This is a genomic window from Serratia sp. PAMC26656 (assembly GCF_016469055.2).
GTDB lineage: Bacteria > Pseudomonadota > Gammaproteobacteria > Enterobacterales > Enterobacteriaceae > Serratia > Serratia plymuthica.
On sequence record NZ_CP150486.1, the window covers coordinates 5,317,442 to 5,334,518 of the forward strand.

11 protein-coding genes are annotated in these 17,077 nt (G+C 58.4%); 3 read left to right on the forward strand and 8 right to left on the reverse strand.

The genetic code is table 11. The features are described 5' to 3' along the window. Positions 1-22 precede the first annotated feature (22 nt). Together JEM67_RS25950 and glpD are read left to right on the forward strand one after the other, a co-directional pair. Complete coding sequence (locus tag JEM67_RS25950; protein ID WP_004930797.1) at positions 23-781, forward strand: DeoR/GlpR family transcriptional regulator; 759 nt, start codon at positions 23-25, stop codon at positions 779-781. A gap of 268 nt (positions 782-1,049) precedes the next feature. After that, a complete protein-coding gene (gene glpD / locus JEM67_RS25955; protein ID WP_199638586.1) occupies positions 1,050-2,558 on the forward strand; it encodes a glycerol-3-phosphate dehydrogenase in 1,509 nt (502 codons plus the stop codon). A 193-nt stretch (positions 2,559-2,751) separates the two neighbouring features. Here the strand turns inward: glpD and glgP are convergent, their stop codons facing one another. From glgP to asd, 6 genes are all read right to left on the reverse strand, one after another. Then, positions 2,752-5,199 (reverse strand): glycogen phosphorylase, encoded by a 2,448-nt coding sequence (gene glgP / locus JEM67_RS25960; RefSeq protein ID WP_199638591.1) that lies wholly within the window; start codon positions 5,197-5,199, stop codon positions 2,752-2,754. A gap of 144 nt (positions 5,200-5,343) precedes the next feature. Further along, entirely contained in the window at positions 5,344-6,777 is a 1,434-nt protein-coding gene (glgA, locus tag JEM67_RS25965; RefSeq protein WP_199638593.1) for a glycogen synthase GlgA, read from the reverse strand. 116 nt (positions 6,778-6,893) lie between these two features. Then, positions 6,894-8,171, reverse strand: coding sequence for a glucose-1-phosphate adenylyltransferase (gene glgC / locus JEM67_RS25970; RefSeq protein WP_004951423.1), 1,278 nt, complete (start codon positions 8,169-8,171; stop codon positions 6,894-6,896). Positions 8,172-8,186: 15 nt separating this feature from the next. Beyond that, positions 8,187-10,169: a glycogen debranching protein GlgX gene (gene glgX / locus JEM67_RS25975; RefSeq protein ID WP_199638595.1), complete on the reverse strand. Its 1,983-nt coding sequence runs from the start codon at positions 10,167-10,169 to the stop codon at positions 8,187-8,189. Beyond that, complete coding sequence (glgB, locus tag JEM67_RS25980; RefSeq protein WP_199638597.1) at positions 10,166-12,352, reverse strand: 1,4-alpha-glucan branching enzyme; 2,187 nt, start codon at positions 12,350-12,352, stop codon at positions 10,166-10,168. The genes glgX and glgB overlap by 4 nt, the downstream gene beginning before the upstream one ends. Before the next feature lie 510 nt (positions 12,353-12,862). Next, positions 12,863-13,966, reverse strand: a complete 1,104-nt coding sequence (gene asd / locus JEM67_RS25985; protein WP_065506727.1) for an aspartate-semialdehyde dehydrogenase — start codon at positions 13,964-13,966, stop codon at positions 12,863-12,865. A 239-nt stretch (positions 13,967-14,205) separates the two neighbouring features. On the opposite strand from asd, the gene JEM67_RS25990 reads away from it, so the two are divergent. After that, positions 14,206-14,799, forward strand: coding sequence for a YhgN family NAAT transporter (locus tag JEM67_RS25990; RefSeq protein WP_013814870.1), 594 nt, complete (start codon positions 14,206-14,208; stop codon positions 14,797-14,799). A gap of 45 nt (positions 14,800-14,844) precedes the next feature. On the opposite strand, the gene gntK is transcribed toward JEM67_RS25990, so the two are convergent. Together gntK and gntT are read right to left on the reverse strand one after the other, a co-directional pair. Beyond that, on the reverse strand, positions 14,845-15,375 hold the full coding sequence (gntK, locus tag JEM67_RS25995) for a gluconokinase (RefSeq protein ID WP_199638599.1): 531 nt from the start codon (positions 15,373-15,375) through the stop codon (positions 14,845-14,847). 174 nt (positions 15,376-15,549) lie between these two features. Beyond that, positions 15,550-16,866 carry a gluconate transporter gene (gntT, locus tag JEM67_RS26000; protein WP_199638601.1) on the reverse strand — a complete coding sequence of 439 codons (1,317 nt, stop codon included), beginning with the start codon at positions 16,864-16,866 and terminating at the stop codon, positions 15,550-15,552. Between the last annotated feature and the right edge of the window lie 211 nt (positions 16,867-17,077).

Sequence of the window (17,077 nt, forward strand, 5' to 3'; positions counted from 1 at the left end):
CCAGGCGTTTTAGGGGATTATCGTGAAGCAAACACAGCGTCATGACGCAATTATCGAGCTGGTGCGCCTGCAGGGCTATGTCAGTACGGAAGAACTGGTCGAACATTTTGACGTCAGCCCGCAAACGATTCGCCGTGACTTGAATGACCTTGCCGATCAGAACAAAATTCAGCGCCACCACGGCGGCGCTGCATTGCCTTCCAGCTCGGTCAACGCCGCCTATAACGATCGCAAAGTGATGTGGTCGGAAGAGAAAGCGCGTATCGCCCAACGCGTCGCCAGCCAGATCCCCGACGGCGCCACGTTGTTTATCGATATCGGTACCACGCCGGAAGCGGTCGCTCACGCGCTGATGAACCACAAAAACCTGCGCGTGGTGACCAATAACCTGAACGTCGCCACCCTGCTGACCGCCAAGGAAGATTTCCGCCTGATCCTGGCCGGCGGTGAAGTGCGCACCCGCGATGGCGGCATCATGGGCGAGGCCACGCTGGACTTTATCTCCCAGTTCCGGCTCGATTACGGCATTCTCGGCATCAGCGGCATCGACATGGATGGTTCGCTGCTCGAATTCGACTACCATGAAGTGCGCACCAAACGCGCAATTATCGAAAACTCGCGCTGCGTGATGCTGGTGACCGACCATTCCAAATTCGGCCGTAATGCGATGGTCAACCTCGGCAATATGAACCTGATCGACTACCTGTTTACCGACCAGTTACCGCCGCCAAGCGTGATGAAAATCATCGAACAGTACGACGTGCAGCTCGAGCTGTGCTGATCTCCGCCCTTATCGTCTAACCCAAGGGGCGCAGCCTCTGCCGCGCCGTCACCCCCGCCGTTTTTACCCGGGTTCAGCCTGCTGAGCCCGGCGTTGCCTGCCGGAAATATCCCTTCTCTTTGTATAACTACTATCACCAAACTGTTACCTCTATCACGCCTAAATGTTTTTGTTTGGTTAAGTCTTGGCTTGTTTGTTGGTTTTTGATTACAATCATGAGCGAAAACGAACATGAAAGAGCTATTTCGAACATCTGGAGGAAGTTGACGTGGAAACCAAAGACTTGATCGTTATCGGTGGCGGCATCAACGGCGCCGGCATCGCGGCGGATGCTGCCGGGCGCGGGCTGTCCGTACTGCTACTGGAAGCGCAAGACTTGGCCTGCGCTACGTCTTCCGCCAGTTCCAAACTGATCCACGGCGGCCTGCGCTACCTGGAACACTACGAATTCCGCCTGGTGAGCGAAGCGCTGGCCGAGCGTGAAGTGTTGCTGAAGCTGGCGCCGCACATCGCGTTCCCCATGCGTTTCCGCCTGCCCCACCAGCCGCATCTGCGCCCGGCCTGGATGATCCGCATCGGCCTGTTCCTGTACGATCACCTGGGCAAACGCACCAGCCTGCCGGGCAGCAAGAGTTTGCGCTTTGGACCAGAATCGGTACTTAAGCCTGAGCTGAAGCGCGGTTTCGAATATTCCGACTGCTGGGTGGACGATGCCCGCCTGGTGGTGCTGAACGCACAGGAAGTGGAAAAACGCGGCGGTGAAGTACGCACCCGCACCAAAGTGACCCGTGCATGGCGTGAAAACGGCCTGTGGATGGTGGAAGCAGTTGACGTCGACAGCGGTAAAACCTTTACCTGGCGCGCCAAAGGCCTGGTCAACGCCACCGGCCCTTGGGTGAAACACTTCTTTGACGACGGCCTGAAGCTGAAATCCCCGTACGGCATCCGCCTGATCAAAGGCAGCCACATTGTGGTACCGCGCGCTCACAACCAGCCGCAGTCCTATATTCTGCAAAACGAAGACCACCGCATCGTATTCGTGATCCCGTGGAATGACGAATTCTCGATCATCGGCACCACCGACGTGGAATACCACGGCGATCCGAAAGACGTGAAGATCGACGATAACGAGATCGACTACCTGCTGAAAGTGTACAACGACCACTTCAAGAAGCAGTTGGGCCGTGACGACATCGTCTGGACCTACTCCGGTGTGCGTCCGCTGTGCGATGACGAATCCGATTCGCCGCAGGCGGTGACCCGCGACTACACGCTGGACGTGCATGACGAGCAGGGCAAAGCGCCGCTGCTGTCGGTGTTCGGCGGTAAACTGACCACCTATCGCAAGCTGGCTGAACATGCGATGGAAAAACTGGCGCATTACTACCCTGGCTGCGGCCCGGCGTGGACCAAAAACGGTTCGCTGCCTGGCGGCGACATCGGTGGCGATCGCGACAGCTATGCCGCCAAACTGCGCCGCGAACACGGCTGGTTGCCGGAATCCCTGGCGCGCCGCTACGCCCGCACCTACGGCAGCCACAGCGAGCTGATCCTGGCGAATGCCAACGGCCTCAGCAGCCTGGGCGAAGAGTTTGGCCACGGCCTGTATGAAGCCGAACTGCGCTATCTGGTAGAAAAAGAGTGGGTGGTCGAGCTGGAAGACGCCATCTGGCGCCGCACCAAGCTGGGTATGTGGCTGGATGATACGCAGCAGGCGCGGGTGAAAGCCTGGCTGGCGCAACACACGAAAACGAAAACGCTCTCTCTGGCTTCCTGAGCCATTGAAGGTGAAAAGGGCCGGATATCCGGCCCTTCAGATGAATGACAAACGTCCGAAAAACGTGGTTTTCGAACGTTTGGGGTAAAGCAGAAGATCTCATCCTTTGTTTCATTAGCAGTCAAAGTAAACCCTTTAGCTGCAAAGAACCTTATCAACATTCTCAAAGGGCCGGATATCCGGCCCTTTGGCATTACAGCTTGATCGGTTTGATGTGCCAGATTTCGTCCGCATACTCCTGAATGGTGCGGTCGGAAGAAAAATACCCCATGTTGGCGATATTCAATATCGCACGCCGCGTCCAGTCATCCTGATTGCGGTACACCTCATCCACCTTGTCCTGCGTATCCACATAGCTGCGGTAATCGGCCAGCAGTTGGTAGTGATCACCCAAATTCACCAGCGAATCAAACAGATTGCTGTAGCGCTTTGGCTCTTCCGGGCTGAATACGCCGGTAGCGATCTGGGTCAACGCCTGATGCAGTTCGGGATCTTGCTCATAGTACAGATGCGGGTTGTAGCCGTTGCGGCGCAGCTCTTCCACCTGCTCGGCGGTATTGCCGAAGATAAAGATGTTCTCTTCACCCACATGCTCCAACATCTCTACGTTGGCGCCGTCCAGCGTGCCGATGGTCAGCGCGCCGTTCAGAGCGAACTTCATGTTGCTGGTGCCCGACGCCTCGGTGCCCGCCAGCGAGATCTGCTCGGAAAGATCCGCCGCCGGAATGATCAACTGCGCCAGACTGACGCTGTAGTTCGGAATAAATACGACTTTCAACTGGGTGTGCACGCGCGGATCGTTATTGATCACCTTCGCCACATCGTTGATCAGGCGAATGATCTGCTTCGCCGCATAATAGGCCGAGGCCGCTTTGCCGGCGAAGATCACGACCCTCGGCACGCGCTCGGTCTCCGGATCCTGCAACAGGCGGTTATACAGCGTGATCACGTGCAGTACATTGAGCAATTGCCGTTTGTACTCATGAATGCGTTTGATCTGCACATCGAACAACGCGTCCGGGTTGACCACCACATTCAGGGTTTTGGCGATGTACTTCGCCAGCCGCTCCTTGTTCTGCCGTTTGGCAGCCTGCACCGCCTGCAGGAAGCTGGGGAAATCGATATTGGTTTTGATTTCGCTCAGTTGGCTGAGATCGGTGCGCCAGGTCTGGCCAATGCTGTCGTCAAGCACGGCGGAAAGCGGCCGGTTGGCCAGCCCCAGCCAGCGACGCGGCGTGACGCCGTTGGTTTTGTTGCAGAAACGATCGGGGAAAATGCGCGCAAAGTCGGCAAACAGCGACTGCACCATCAGCTCGGAATGCAGTGCGGAAACTCCGTTGACCTTATGGCTGGCCACCACCGCCAGCCACGCCATGCGCACCCGGCGGCCATTGGTCTCGTCAATGATCGACACCCGCGCCAACAGCTCGTTGTCGCCCGGCACCACTTCCTGCACGTGCTTGAGGAAGTGATCATTGATCTCGAAGATCAACTGCAAGTGACGCGGCAGGATCCGGCCGATCATGTCCAGCGGCCAGGTCTCCAGCGCTTCGCTCATCAGCGTGTGGTTGGTGTAGGAGAATACCTGCTCCACTACGGCCCAGGCGTCGAGCCAACTGAACTTGTGATCGTCGATCAGCCGATGCATCAGTTCGGGGATAGACAACACCGGGTGAGTGTCATTCAGGTGAATGGCAATCTTGTCCGCCAGATTGTCGAAGGTTTTATGCATCATCCAGTGGCGGTTGAGGATATCCTGCACCGTGGCCGACACCAGGAAATACTCCTGCCGTAACCGAAGCTCGCGCCCGGAATAGGTGGAGTCGTCCGGGTACAATACGCGCGATACGTTCTCCGAGTGGTTTTTATCCTCAACCGCCGCGAAATAATCACCCTGATTGAATTTACCGAGGTTGATTTCGTTACTGGCCTGGGCGCTCCACAGCCGCAGCGTGTTGGTGGCGTCGGTATCAAAACCGGGGATCACCTGATCGTAAGCGATGGCCAACACCTCTTCGGTTTCCAGCCAGCGCGTCTTGGCGCCTTCCTGCTGAATTCGCCCGCCGAAGCGCACCTTATATCGGGTGTTGTGGCGCGGGAACTCCCACGGATTGCCGTATTCCAGCCAGTAGTCCGGTGACTCCATTTGCTGGCCGTTAACGATGTTCTGCTTGAACATGCCGTATTCGTAGCGGATGCCGTAGCCGCGCCCCGGCAGCGCCAGCGTCGCCAGCGAATCGAGGAAACAGGCCGCCAGCCGCCCCAGACCACCGTTGCCCAGCCCCGGATCGTTCTCTTCCTCCAGCAATTCACCGAGGCTCAGCCCCATTTCATTCAACGCGTCATCGATATCCTGGTATATCCCCATCGACAACAGCGCGTTGGAGAGCGTGCGTCCGAGCAGAAACTCCATCGACAGGTAATAGACCTGCCGCACGTCCTGGGAAAGCTGGGCGCGGTTGGAGCGCAGCCAGCGTTCCACCATGCGGTCGCGCACCGCAAACAGCACGGCGTTCAGCCAGTCATGCTGGTTGGCGATAGCCGGATCCTTGCCGACAATAAACATCAACTTATAGGCGATGGAATGTTTCAGCGCTTCAACACTGACCGTGGGTGAGGTGTAACTAATCGGTGAAGTCATAGTGATCCCAAGTGAGTTGTTACAACAAGCGTTGATATACCCAAAATAATTGGCGCTGCATCAAGGCGGCAAGGGAACTTATCCCGATGAGCTTACTTCAGTAAGTGATTCGGGTAAGTGAGTGCAGCCAACACAGAGGCAGCGTCAAGTATGACGGGAATAAAGTGACAGATAAGCCTCTGCCGCTATCTGCCAGCCAAAATCCACGCTCATGGCGTGGCGCTGTACGTGACGCCAATGCTTCGGCCTGCTCCACAGCACCATGGCACGCCGGATGGCGTTGCCCAGTGCGCCAGCATCACAATCATCGAACACAAATCCGCTGGCGGTGCCGTCGGCCAGATTCTCCAGCGCGCAGTCCACCACCGTATCCGCCAGCCCGCCGGTGCGGCGCACCAGGGGCAGCGTGCCGTATTTCAAGCCGTAGAGTTGGGTCAGTCCGCAGGGTTCGAAGCGGCTCGGCACCATGATCACATCGGCGCCGCCGATAATCCGGTGGGAGAACGCCTCGTGATAACCAATCTGTACGCCGACCTGTTCCGGATAGTCGGCGGCGGCGGCCAGAAACGCCTGCTGCAACACCGCATCGCCGGCCCCTAACAGCGCCAGTTGGCCGCCCTGCTCCAGCAGCGCCGGCAACGCTTCCAACACCAGATCCAGACCTTTCTGGTTGGTCAGGCGGCTCACCACCGCAAACACCGGCAGCGACTCGTCCACCTTCAGGCCCATCGCTTTTTGCAGGTGCAGCTTGTTCTTGGTCTTGTTCTTCAGATCGTCAGCATCGTAGCGGGCGGTCAAGCGCGGATCGTGGGACGGATCCCAAATATTGTCGTCCACGCCGTTAAGAATACCGCTCAGCCGCCCCTGCCGCTGGCGTTCCTGCAACAACCCTTCCATGCCGCAACCGAACTCCGGCCGGGTGATTTCCCGCGCGTAGGTCGGGCTGACGGCGGTGATATGGTCGGCGTAATACAACCCGGCTTTCAGGAACGACATCTGGCCGTAAAACTCCAGGCCGTAAACGTTGTAAAACGAAGGCGGAAGCCACAGTTCAGCCACGTGATGGGCGGAGAACAGTCCCTGATAGGCCAGATTGTGCACGGTGAAAATCGAACGCGCCGGGTGGCCGTTGGCCGCCAGATAGGCACAGGCCAGGCCGGCGTGCCAGTCATGGGCGTGCACCACCTGCGGCCGCCAGTAGCGGTCCAATCCCTTGGCCAACTCACAGGCGATCCAGCCCAACAGGGCAAAACGCCGATGGTTGTCGGAATAGGCATTCATCGACTGGTCGTGATAGGGGCTGCCCGGCCGGTCATACAGCCAGGGGGCGTCAATCAGGTAGATGCCCACGCCATGATAGGTACCGTAGCGCAGGCCGACCCGGCCGGCGAACGAATCGATTTCCGCCACCAGAACGGAGTCCGGTATACCATTACGCACGTCAGGAAAAGCGGGCAAGAGCACCCGAACGTCGCCGCCCTCGGCAATTTGAGCCGCCGGTAATGCGCCAACCACGTCTGCGAGCCCCCCGGTTTTCAACAGAGGGAACATTTCAGAACATACGTGTAAAACCTGCATTATCACTCCTGAAGTCGGCAAAGAAGCAGGCTTGCCGCTGTTGTAAATTCCGCGTTTTGCAAGCCATCAGTCCATTCACAAGGCGGCGGTATCATCGTTCCGCCGACAACCTTAACTCACAACTTTGACAGCATTTCGCGCGTCACCAGCACAATGCCGCCTTCCGAGCGATAAAAGCGTTTGCTGTCCTCATCGGCGTTTTCGCCAATCACCATGCCCTCGGGAATGTGGCAGGCGCGGTCAATGATGCAGCGCCGCAGACGGCAAGAGCGACCGACGTTTACGTCCGGCAGCAATACGGTAGAGTCGATGGTACAAAACGAGTTCACCCGCACCCGCGGGAACAGCACCGAATGCACCACCACCGAACCTGAGACGATACAGCCGCCGGACACCAGCGAATTCATGGTCATGCCGTGGCTGCCGGATCGGTCCTGCACGAACTTGGCCGGCGGCAGCGGCTCCATATGGGTGCGGATCGGCCAGGCGCGGTCATACATGTCCAGTTCCGGCGTCACCGAGGCCAGATCGAGGTTGGCGCGCCAGTAGGCTTCCAGCGTGCCCACATCGCGCCAGTACGGCGGCAGATCAGGGTTGGAGGTGACGCAAGACAACGTGAACGGGTGCGCCCACGCCGCTTTCTGAGCGGTGATTTTCGGGATCAGATCCTTGCCGAAATCGTGGGTGGAGCCGGGGGTCGACATATCTTCTTCCAGCAGTTGGAACAGGTAGTCGGCGTTAAAGATGTAGATCCCCATGCTGGCCAGCGACATCTCCGGGTTACCCGGCATTGGCGGCGGATTGCTCGGTTTTTCCAGGAACTCGAGGATCAGATCGTTCTCATCGACTTCCATCACGCCGAATTCGCTGGCCTCATCGCGCGGTACCGGCAGGCAGGCCACCGTGCATTGCGCGCCCTTTTCGACGTGATCGATCAGCATGCGCGAGTAATCCATCTTGTAGATGTGATCGCCCGCCAGGATCACCACATACTCGGCATCGTAGCGGCGAATGATGTCCAGGTTCTGGTACACCGCATCCGCCGTGCCCTTGTACCAGTGCTCGGTACTGAGGCGTTGCTGGGCCGGCAGCAGATCGACAAATTCGTTCATCTCTTCATTGAGAAACGACCAGCCGCGCTGAATATGCTGCACCAGGGTATGGGACTGATACTGGGTGATCACGCCGATACGGCGGATGCCCGAATTCAGGCAGTTCGACAGGGCAAAATCAATGATGCGGAACTTACCGCCAAAGTGGACGGCAGGCTTGGCACGGGTTGAGGTTAAATCTTTCAAGCGCGAACCGCGGCCGCCGGCCAGAATCAGAGCAACGGACTTAATCGGCAGTTGGCGCGCCAACATCAGGGGGTCTTTATTTTCAAACCTAACCATAGCTGACTCCTTTTATTATTTCTGTACCAGCACGCAAATCGAGTGCGCAGCCTGGTTCCAGGCGGGTAAAACCGCCTGCGGTCCTTCCTGAGTAAAGGGGGCGACAACCTGCCAATCGCCCGCAGGCAACCTCATCTCCACCGTCTGCGGCGTGGCGTTAACCACCACCAGCCAGCGCTGCGACAGGCGGATCTGCAATTGCAAATCTCCCTGCTCCCATTCCTGCGCCGCAGGCGGGTGCCCTTGCGCGTTCAACCACTGCACGCTGCCGTCACCCTCCTGCCACCAGCGGTCTTGCTGCAGGGCGGGGATCTGCCGGCGCAGGTGAATCAGCGCTGCGGTATAAGCGGTGAGCGAGTCATCCGCCTTGGCCCAGTCGAGCCAGGTGATGGCGTTGTCCTGACAATAGGCATTGTTGTTCCCCTGCTGGCTGTGTCCATGCTCATCGCCGGCCAGCAGCATCGGCGTCCCCTGGGACAGCAACAACGTGGCAAGCAGTGCCTGCCGGCTGGCCCTGCGGCGTTGCACAATAGCGTCGTCGGCAATCGGGCCTTCAACACCGTGGTTATAGCTGAAATTATGGTCGCTGCCGTCACGGTTGCCTTCACCGTTAAGCTGGTTGTGCTTACGGTTAAAACTGACCAGATCCTGCAGGGTAAACCCGTCATGAGCGGTCAGCATGTTGATGCTGGCGTACGGCGCACGTCCGCGTTGGTTGAACACATCGCTGGAGCCGGCAAAGCGTTGGGCAAACTGGCCAAGCGGCAAATCGCCCTGCAGCCAAAAGCGGCGCATATCATCCCGGTAATGGTCATTCCACTCGGCGAAGCGCCCCGGAAAAGCGCCCACCTGATAACCGCCGGGGCCAATGTCCCACGGCTCGGCGATCAGCTTGCAGCGCGACAGCAGATCGTCCGCCAGCATCGCCTGGAACAGCGGCGCATCGCGATCGAACGCCGGGGTACGGCCCAGCACGCTGCCCAGATCGAAGCGAAAACCGTCGACATGACATTCGCTCACCCAGAAACGCAGGCACTCCATCACCCAGGCCACGCCCTGCGGTTTATCCAACCGCAGCGTGTTGCCACAGCCGGTGTCATTAACGTATCCCCCGTCGGGAGCAAGCCAGTAATACTCCGGGTTATCGATACCGCGCAGCGACAGTGTCGGCCCGTCCATGTCCAACTCGGCGCTGTGGTTGAACACCACGTCGAGGATCACCTCAATCCCGGCCTTGTGCAGCGCCTTCACCGCATCGCGAAATTCGCGCAGCGGCGTCATGTCGGTGCGCAGGCTGCAATAACGGTTATCCGGCGCATAGGGCGCCAGCACGTTATATCCCCAGTAGTTAATCAGCCCGAGACGCTGCAGACGCGGCTCGGAGCTATGCTGCTGTACCGGCAGCAGTTCCAGCGCCGTGATGCCGAGGCGCTTGAAATGGGCGATCATCACCGGATGCCCGAGCGCTGCGAAACTGCCGCGCAGCACCGGCGGGATATCCGGGTGCAGCAGAGTGAGGCCGCGCACGTGCGCTTCGTAAATCACCGTTTTACCCCACGGCGTGGCCGGCGGGCGGTCATCCTGCCAATCGTAGGCTTCGTCGATGACCACGCACTTCGGCATCACCTCTGCGCTGTCCTGCGGGTCCGGCCGGTCATAGCCACCATGCAGTTCCAGATCGTCCGCCACTGGCCCCTCGACCGCGCGGGCGGCGGGATCCAACAGCAGTTTGTTAGGGTTAAACCGCAGCCCCTGCGCGGGATCAAACGGACCGTGCACCCGGTAACCGTAGCGCTGGCCCGGTTTGCCGCCCGGCAGATAGCCGTGCCAGATATCGCCACTGCGCGCCGGCAGCGGCAGACGCACCTCGCGTTGTTGCCCGTCAAACAGGCACAGCTCCACGCCGGTGGCGTGGGCGGAAAACAGGGTAAAGTTGATGCCGTTACCGTCATAATGCGCCCCGAGAGGCGCGGCGATGCCGGGCGTCAGCTCAGTCATTGCGCCTCCCGCAGCAGGTAGATCGTCGCCAGTGGCGGTACGGTCACGCTAATCGAATGCTCGCGGCCGTGATTGCCGATCGGTTCCGACACCACGCGGCCCTGATTGCCGGTATTGCTGCCGTGATAATGGTGCGAGTCGGTATTAAGGATTTCCCGATACTCGCCGGGGCGGGAGATACCGATGCGGTAGTGGTGACGCGGCACCGGAGTAAAGTTGCTGACGGCGATCAGCTCGTTGCCCTGCGAGTCGTAACGGGCAAAGGCAAACACCGAGTTGTCGTGATCGTCCACCACCAGCCATTCGAAGCCGTCCGGGCGGTAGTCACGCTCATACAACGGTGCCTGCTGCTGATAGCAGTGGTTGAGATCGCGCACCAGCCGCTGCACGCCGTGATGCCAGCCGTCCAGACCCTCCAGCAGATGCCAGTCGAGGCTGGTATCGAAATTCCATTCGCGCCCCTGGGCAAACTCGCAGCCCATGAACAGCAGTTTTTTGCCGGGGTGCGCCCACATAAAACCGTAATAGGCGCGCAGGTTGGCGAACTTCTGCCAGGCATCGCCGGGCATGCGGTCGAGAATCGATTTTTTGCCGTGCACCACTTCATCATGAGAAATCGGCAGCACGAAGTTCTCGGTGTAGGCATACAACATGCCGAAGGTCATCTGATTGTGATGATATTTGCGGTGTACCGGATCGCACTGCATGTAGTCGAGCGTATCGTGCATCCAGCCCAGGTTCCATTTGTAGTGGAACCCCAACCCATTGGCATCCGGCGGTAGCGTGACCCCCGGGTAATCGGTGGATTCCTCCGCCAGCGTCACCGCGCCGGGCCGCTCCTTGCCGACGGTATGGTTGGTGTAGCGCAGGAAGGCGATGGCCTCCAGGTTTTCGTTGCCGCCGTAATAATTCGGCACCCACTCGCCTTCGGCGCGGCTGTAATCACGGTAGATCATCGAGGCCACAGCATCGACGCGCAGAGCGTCGATACCGTAACGTTCCATCCAGTAAAGGGCATTGCCCGCCAGATAGTTGCGTACCTCATTGCGGCCATAGTTGTAGATCAGCGTGTTCCAATCTTGATGGAAGCCCTCGCGGGGGTCGGCGTATTCATACAGCGCGGTGCCATCGAAATTCGCCAAACCATAGGCGTCGCTGGGGAAATGCCCCGGCACCCAGTCCAGGATCACATTGATGCCGGCCCGGTGCGCCGCCGCCACAAAGGCTTTGAAATCGGCGGGCGTGCCGAAACGTCGGGTCGGGGCGTAGAGCCCCAGCGGCTGATAACCCCAACTGCCGTCGAAGGGGTGCTCGTTAATCGGCAACAGCTCGATATGGGTAAATCCCATGTCTTTGACGTAATTGATCAACTGCACCGCCAGCTCGCCGTAGCTGAGCCAGAAATTATCGTCGGTGTGGCGCCGCCACGAACCCAGATGCACCTCGTAGATGGAGATTGGCCGATCCAAATCGTTGGCGCGTTGGCGCTCCGGGGTATTTTCCACCACCTCCGGCAGCGGCGTCACCAGGGATGCCGTATCCGGTCGCATCTGCGCTTCAAAGGCATAAGGGTCGGCTTTCAGTTGGGTGTTGCCATAGCAGTCGATGATTTCGTATTTGTACAGCTGCCCGGCTTTCACCCCAGGCAGGAACAGCTCCCAGATACCGTTTTCACGGCGCAGGCGCATTGGATGGCGGCGGCCGTCCCAGAAGTTGAACTCTCCCACCACCGAAACGCGCTGGGCATTGGGCGCCCAGACGGCAAAGCTGACGCCTTCTACCCCGTCGAGCGTCGCGAGATGCGCCCCCAGCCGCTCATACGGCCGCAGATGGGTGCCCTCCGCCAGCAGCCAGCCGTCGATATCCTGCAACAAGGTGCCAAAACGGTAGGGATCGTCGACGATCTGCTGGTGATTTTGCCAGCGGACCTCCAGTTGATAACGAAAGGGGGTTTTCCGACGCGGGACGGTAGCGCTGAAAAAACCACGGGCATCGTCGCAGGCCAGCTGCACCACCCGCTTGCCGGTTTGCTGCTCCAGCAACCAGACTTCGCTGGCGTCAGGCAACAGCGCACGCACTTGCAGGCCATTATCGACCGCATGCATACCCAGCAGAGAAAAGGGATCGGCAAAATTGCCGGAGAAAAGCTGATCAATCACGTCACGATCGGGAAGTACAGGCATAGACTTCTTCCTTAGATTAAGAGCATGATTTATAAGAGGCTGCGTCTACCCATCACCGTCCAGGTCGCCGCCTTGCAGGCCGCGATTTGACATCCATTGGGTAAATGATTAATCCATAGCCGTTTTGGTTATCATGCAATTCATTCGGTATCTAAAGCGTGATTGCGGTCGGTTATTGATCAATTTTCAGCTTGCCGACCTGAATTTCCGCTCTTTATGCTTATTTTTAGTCATCTTTTCAGCGTTGGTGAAAATGTATTCGCCAACACTTTAAGCATAGCCAATGTCTGTCAAAAACAGTGCCGTATTAGCATGGAAAATCATTCATTAAGAAAACTGCCAGCCCGCAGCGCCGTTGCGCTACTGCTTGCCGGGAGGAAGGCCGGTTATCGGTACGAGCATCTCCCCTGGCAGCAACTTCGTCCATAACGCGCCAAGACAAGGTGAAAAGCGGAAAATAAGGCTTTGGGGGGCTGAAAGAGGCCAGCCCCCGGGAAGTTCAGTTCAGGTTTACAGCAGGATGCGCAGCATACGGCGCAGCGGCTCTGCCGCGCCCCACAGCAGTTGGTCACCCACGGTGAACGCGGACAGATATTCCGGCCCCATATTCAGCTTGCGCAAGCGACCGACCGGCGTGTTCAGCGTCCCGGTAACCGCAGCCGGCGTCAACTCACGCATGGTCAGCTCACGGTCGTTCGGGATCACCCGCACCCAGTCATTGTGGGTCGCCAGCATCTGTTCGATTTCCGGCAGCGAAACGTCTTTTTTCAGCTTCAGGGTGAACGCCTGGCTATGGCAACGCAGCGCGCCAACGCGCACGCACAAACCGTCAACCGGGATCACGCTGGAGGTGTTCAGAATCTTGTTGGTTTCCGCCTGGCCTTTCCACTCTTCGCGGCTTTGGCCGTTATCGAGCTGTTTGTCGATCCACGGGATCAGGCTGCCGGCCAGCGGCACACCGAAGTTATCGGTCGGCAGTTTGCCGCTGCGGGTAGCCGCAGTGACTTTGCGTTCGATATCCAAAATGGCCGAAGCCGGGTCCTGCAGCTCTTTCGCCACATCGGCATGCAACATGCCCATTTGGGTCAGAAGTTCGCGCATGTGGCGCGCGCCGCCACCGGAGGCCGCCTGATAGGTGGATACGGAAGCCCACTCCACCAGATCGTTGGCGAACAGGCCGCCGAGCGACATCAGCATCAGGCTGACGGTGCAGTTACCGCCAACAAAGGTCTTGATACCTTTGTCCAGACCCTGCTGAATCACCGCATGGTTGACCGGATCCAGTATGATAATCGCGTCATCCCCCATCCGCAGAGAAGATGCCGCGTCAATCCAGTACCCTTGCCAGCCGCTTTCACGCAGCTTAGGGTAGATTTCATTGGTATAATCGCCGCCCTGGCAGGTAATAATAATGTCGAGCGCGCTCAGCGCGTCAACATCGTAAGCATCTTGCAGCGTGCCCTGCTGGCCGCCGAATGCCGGCGCCGCAGAACCGTGCTGCGAAGTGGAGAAAAAGACCGGGCGAATGGCGTCGAAGTCGCGCTCTTCCGTCATGCGCTGCATGAGTACGGAGCCGACCATTCCGCGCCAACCGATGAAACCAACGTTTTTCATAATAACTGTCCTGCTTTGGAGGATAACTGCTTAGAGTTGTGTGCAATATCTCTCCACCTTACAAAATGTCAGCGCAGGCGCAAAGTGAATTTATTCGATGGGTGAGCGATTCTCAGCAATCCTTCTTATATGCCCGCAGTCTTTCAAGCTGCAGCGTTGTTACCAGCACTTGAAAGCCCTCGGCTATGGCCTGTGCACCGTCGGGATGGGCGGCGTGTTTTTTTAATTCTGAGGTAATAATGACAGAGATGATTTCAGTCACGGTATTGCTGTTTTTAATCATGGATCCGCTGGGCAACCTGCCGATTTTCATGTCGGTGCTCAAGCACCTGGAACCGCGCCGCCGGCGGATGGTGTTGATTCGCGAGCTGTTGATCGCCTTGCTGTTGATGCTGATTTTCCTGTTTGCCGGCGAGAAAATCCTGGCGTTCCTCAACCTGCGTACCGAGACCGTGTCCATTTCCGGCGGGATTATCCTGTTCCTGATCGCCATCAAGATGATTTTCCCCTCTCAGGAAGGCAGCAGCAGCGGGCTTTCCGCCGGTGAAGAGCCTTTCCTGGTGCCGCTGGCGATCCCGTTGGTGGCAGGGCCTTCGATTTTGGCGGCACTGATGCTGCTCTCGCACCAGTATCCGAACCAGATTTCGCATCTGGTGGTGGCCCTGCTGATTGCCTGGGGTATTTCCGCCGCGATATTGCTGATGTCGAACCTGTTCCTGCGCCTGCTGGGCAGCAAAGGGGTCAGCGCGCTGGAAAGGCTGATGGGGTTGATTCTGGTGATGCTGTCGACCCAAATGTTCCTGGACGGCGTGCGGGCTTACATGAAGTTGTAGTGAACATACTGGCGCCTGGCGGCGCCGGTATCATGACGTAGCCGGTTATTGCGGGGCTGCGACGCTGCGAATGTAAGCCAAAGTATCGGCGATCACGCCGTCCAGCGGCTGGTTGATATCAATCGCCCGCACGTCCTGCTCCTGCGCACCCGGTTCTTCAAGCGTCGCGAACTGAGACACCAGCATCTGCGGCTTGAAGAAATGCCCCTTGCGCTGTTTCAAGCGCTCTTCAATCACCGCCTTATCCCCTTTCAGATAGATAAAATGCAGGTTGCTGTTACCCTCGCGCAGCCGGTCGCGGTAGCTTTTTTTCAGCGCCGAACACACCAGCAGCGACACGTCATTGGTGCGCTGCATAGCGAAAATGGCGTCGTTCAGTGCCGTCAGCCACGGGGCGCGATCGTTGTCGTCCAGCGCGTGCCCGGACGCCATTTTGTTGATATTGGCGCGCGGGTGCAGGTAGTCGCCGTCCAGCATCGCGCCGTGGGCCTGGTGGGCAACGTCGCTGGCGACGGCGGATTTACCGCTGCCTGAAACGCCCATCAAAATAAATACGTGGTGTTGCGGATTGCTCATAATTTCATGCCCTTATGGGGACTCACGCAGGTTTGTGCGGTGGATTGCGCCGCCCAATGCGCCCCAAACTCAAAATGATGCCCGGTGCCGCGCAGGGCACCCGATAGCCTCAAGGATATCCTATTAATTTCAAGCTGCCGCCAGGCGGCCGCAGCTTGAAAGGTAACCGCTAAATTATACGACCGTCGCCAACAGCAAGCAGCCTACCAGGCCGCAAACCGAGATAATGGTTTCCAGCACCGACCAGGATTTGAGGGTTTCCATAATGCTCAGGTTGAAATATTCCTTGAACAGCCAGAACCCCGGATCGTTGACGTGAGAGAAAATCACGCTGCCCGAACCGACCGCGATCACCATCAGCTCCGGGCTGACGCCGGTGGTGGCAATCAGCGGGGCGACGATGCCGCCGGCGGTGATCGCCGCCACGGTGGCGGAACCCAGTGCCAGACGTAGCGCCGCGGCGATGGACCACGCCATCAGAATTGGCGATACGTTACTGCCTTCCATCAAACCGGCGATGTATTTTTCTACGCCGCTGTCGACCAGCACCTGCTTGAACGCACCGCCGCCGCCGATGATCAACAGCATCATGGCGATAATTTTGATTGAATCGGTGATGGTGCCCATCACTTCATCCATGGTACGGCCACGATTAAGGCCAAAGGTGAAGATAGCGATCAACACCGCAATCAGCGTCGCCATCACCGGATCGCCGAAGAACTCGGCAAAACGCAGCAATGTATGGCCTTTCGGCAGCACCATTTCGGCCACGGCGCGCAGTGCCATCAGGATCACCGGCACCAGAGAAGTGGCAACGCTGATGCCAAAACTTGGCATTTCTTCTTCGCTGAAGATTTTCGGGTTATACAGGCCTTCAGGCACCGGCTTGTCGATGCCTTTCAGGAAGCGGGCGTAGACCGGGCCGGCCAGGATCACCGTAGGGATGGCCAGCAGCGTGCCATACAGCAGGGTTTTCCCCATGTCGGCATGGAAGATGGTGGCGATCGCCGTTGGGCCAGGGTGCGGCGGCAGGAAACCGTGGGTCACCGACAGCGCAGCCGCCATCGGCACGCCAACGTACAGCAGCGGAACGCGGGCGGAGGCGGCGATGCTGAATACCAGCGGCAGCAGCAGCACGAAGCCGACCTCATAGAACAGCGCGAAACCGACGGTAAAACCGGTCAGCACCACCGCCCATTGAATGTGTTTTTTGCCGAACTTGTCGATCAGCGTAGTGGCGATGCGCTGAGCGCCGCCGCAGTCCGCCAGCAACTTGCCGAGCATGGCGCCAAAGCCCATGATCAACGCCAGGCTGCCCAGCGTGCCGCCAACGCCGGCCTTGATGGAGCCGATCACTTTATCTACCGGCATGCCCTGTGCGATACCCACCGCCAGTGCGACTAAAACCAGAGAGATAAAGCCGTTCAGCTTAAAGCGAATCATCAGCAGCAGCAGCAACGCTACGCCGCCTGCAACAATCACTAATGGCATAATTTTTCTCCAACCCTTTTATCGCGACTCTCTTTACCCTAGACCGTAAAGCGTGCGCTTGTTGTATTTTCAGGCTCTTCCCCGGTGTCAGAAGGCGAGCTGTAGGTGGTACTGAGTCAAAGGTTCTGTCCCTGCTTGCAGGAGGCGATTTACTCGCCCCGCTCCGTGCGGCCGCAGCGTGCTGCGCCCCTAGGCTGTCACTGACCTCATT

What these genes read in the sequence shown, in the direction of transcription:
- glgP (WP_199638591.1), bottom strand. Translation starts at nt 5,199, where the DNA reads ATGACTTCACCGATTAGTTACACCTCACCCACGGTCAGTGTTGAAGCG.
- glgA (WP_199638593.1), bottom strand. Translation starts at nt 6,777, where the DNA reads ATGCAGGTTTTACACGTATGTTCTGAAATGTTCCCTCTGTTGAAAACC.
- glgC (WP_004951423.1), bottom strand. Translation starts at nt 8,171, where the DNA reads ATGGTTAGGTTTGAAAATAAAGACCCCCTGATGTTGGCGCGCCAACTG.
- glgX (WP_199638595.1), bottom strand. Translation starts at nt 10,169, where the DNA reads ATGACTGAGCTGACGCCCGGCATCGCCGCGCCTCTCGGGGCGCATTAT.
- glgB (WP_199638597.1), bottom strand. Translation starts at nt 12,352, where the DNA reads ATGCCTGTACTTCCCGATCGTGACGTGATTGATCAGCTTTTCTCCGGC.
- asd (WP_065506727.1), bottom strand. Translation starts at nt 13,966, where the DNA reads ATGAAAAACGTTGGTTTCATCGGTTGGCGCGGAATGGTCGGCTCCGTA.
- JEM67_RS25990 (WP_013814870.1), top strand. Translation starts at nt 14,206, where the DNA reads ATGACAGAGATGATTTCAGTCACGGTATTGCTGTTTTTAATCATGGAT.
- gntK (WP_199638599.1), bottom strand. Translation starts at nt 15,375, where the DNA reads ATGAGCAATCCGCAACACCACGTATTTATTTTGATGGGCGTTTCAGGC.
- gntT (WP_199638601.1), bottom strand. Translation starts at nt 16,866, where the DNA reads ATGCCATTAGTGATTGTTGCAGGCGGCGTAGCGTTGCTGCTGCTGCTG.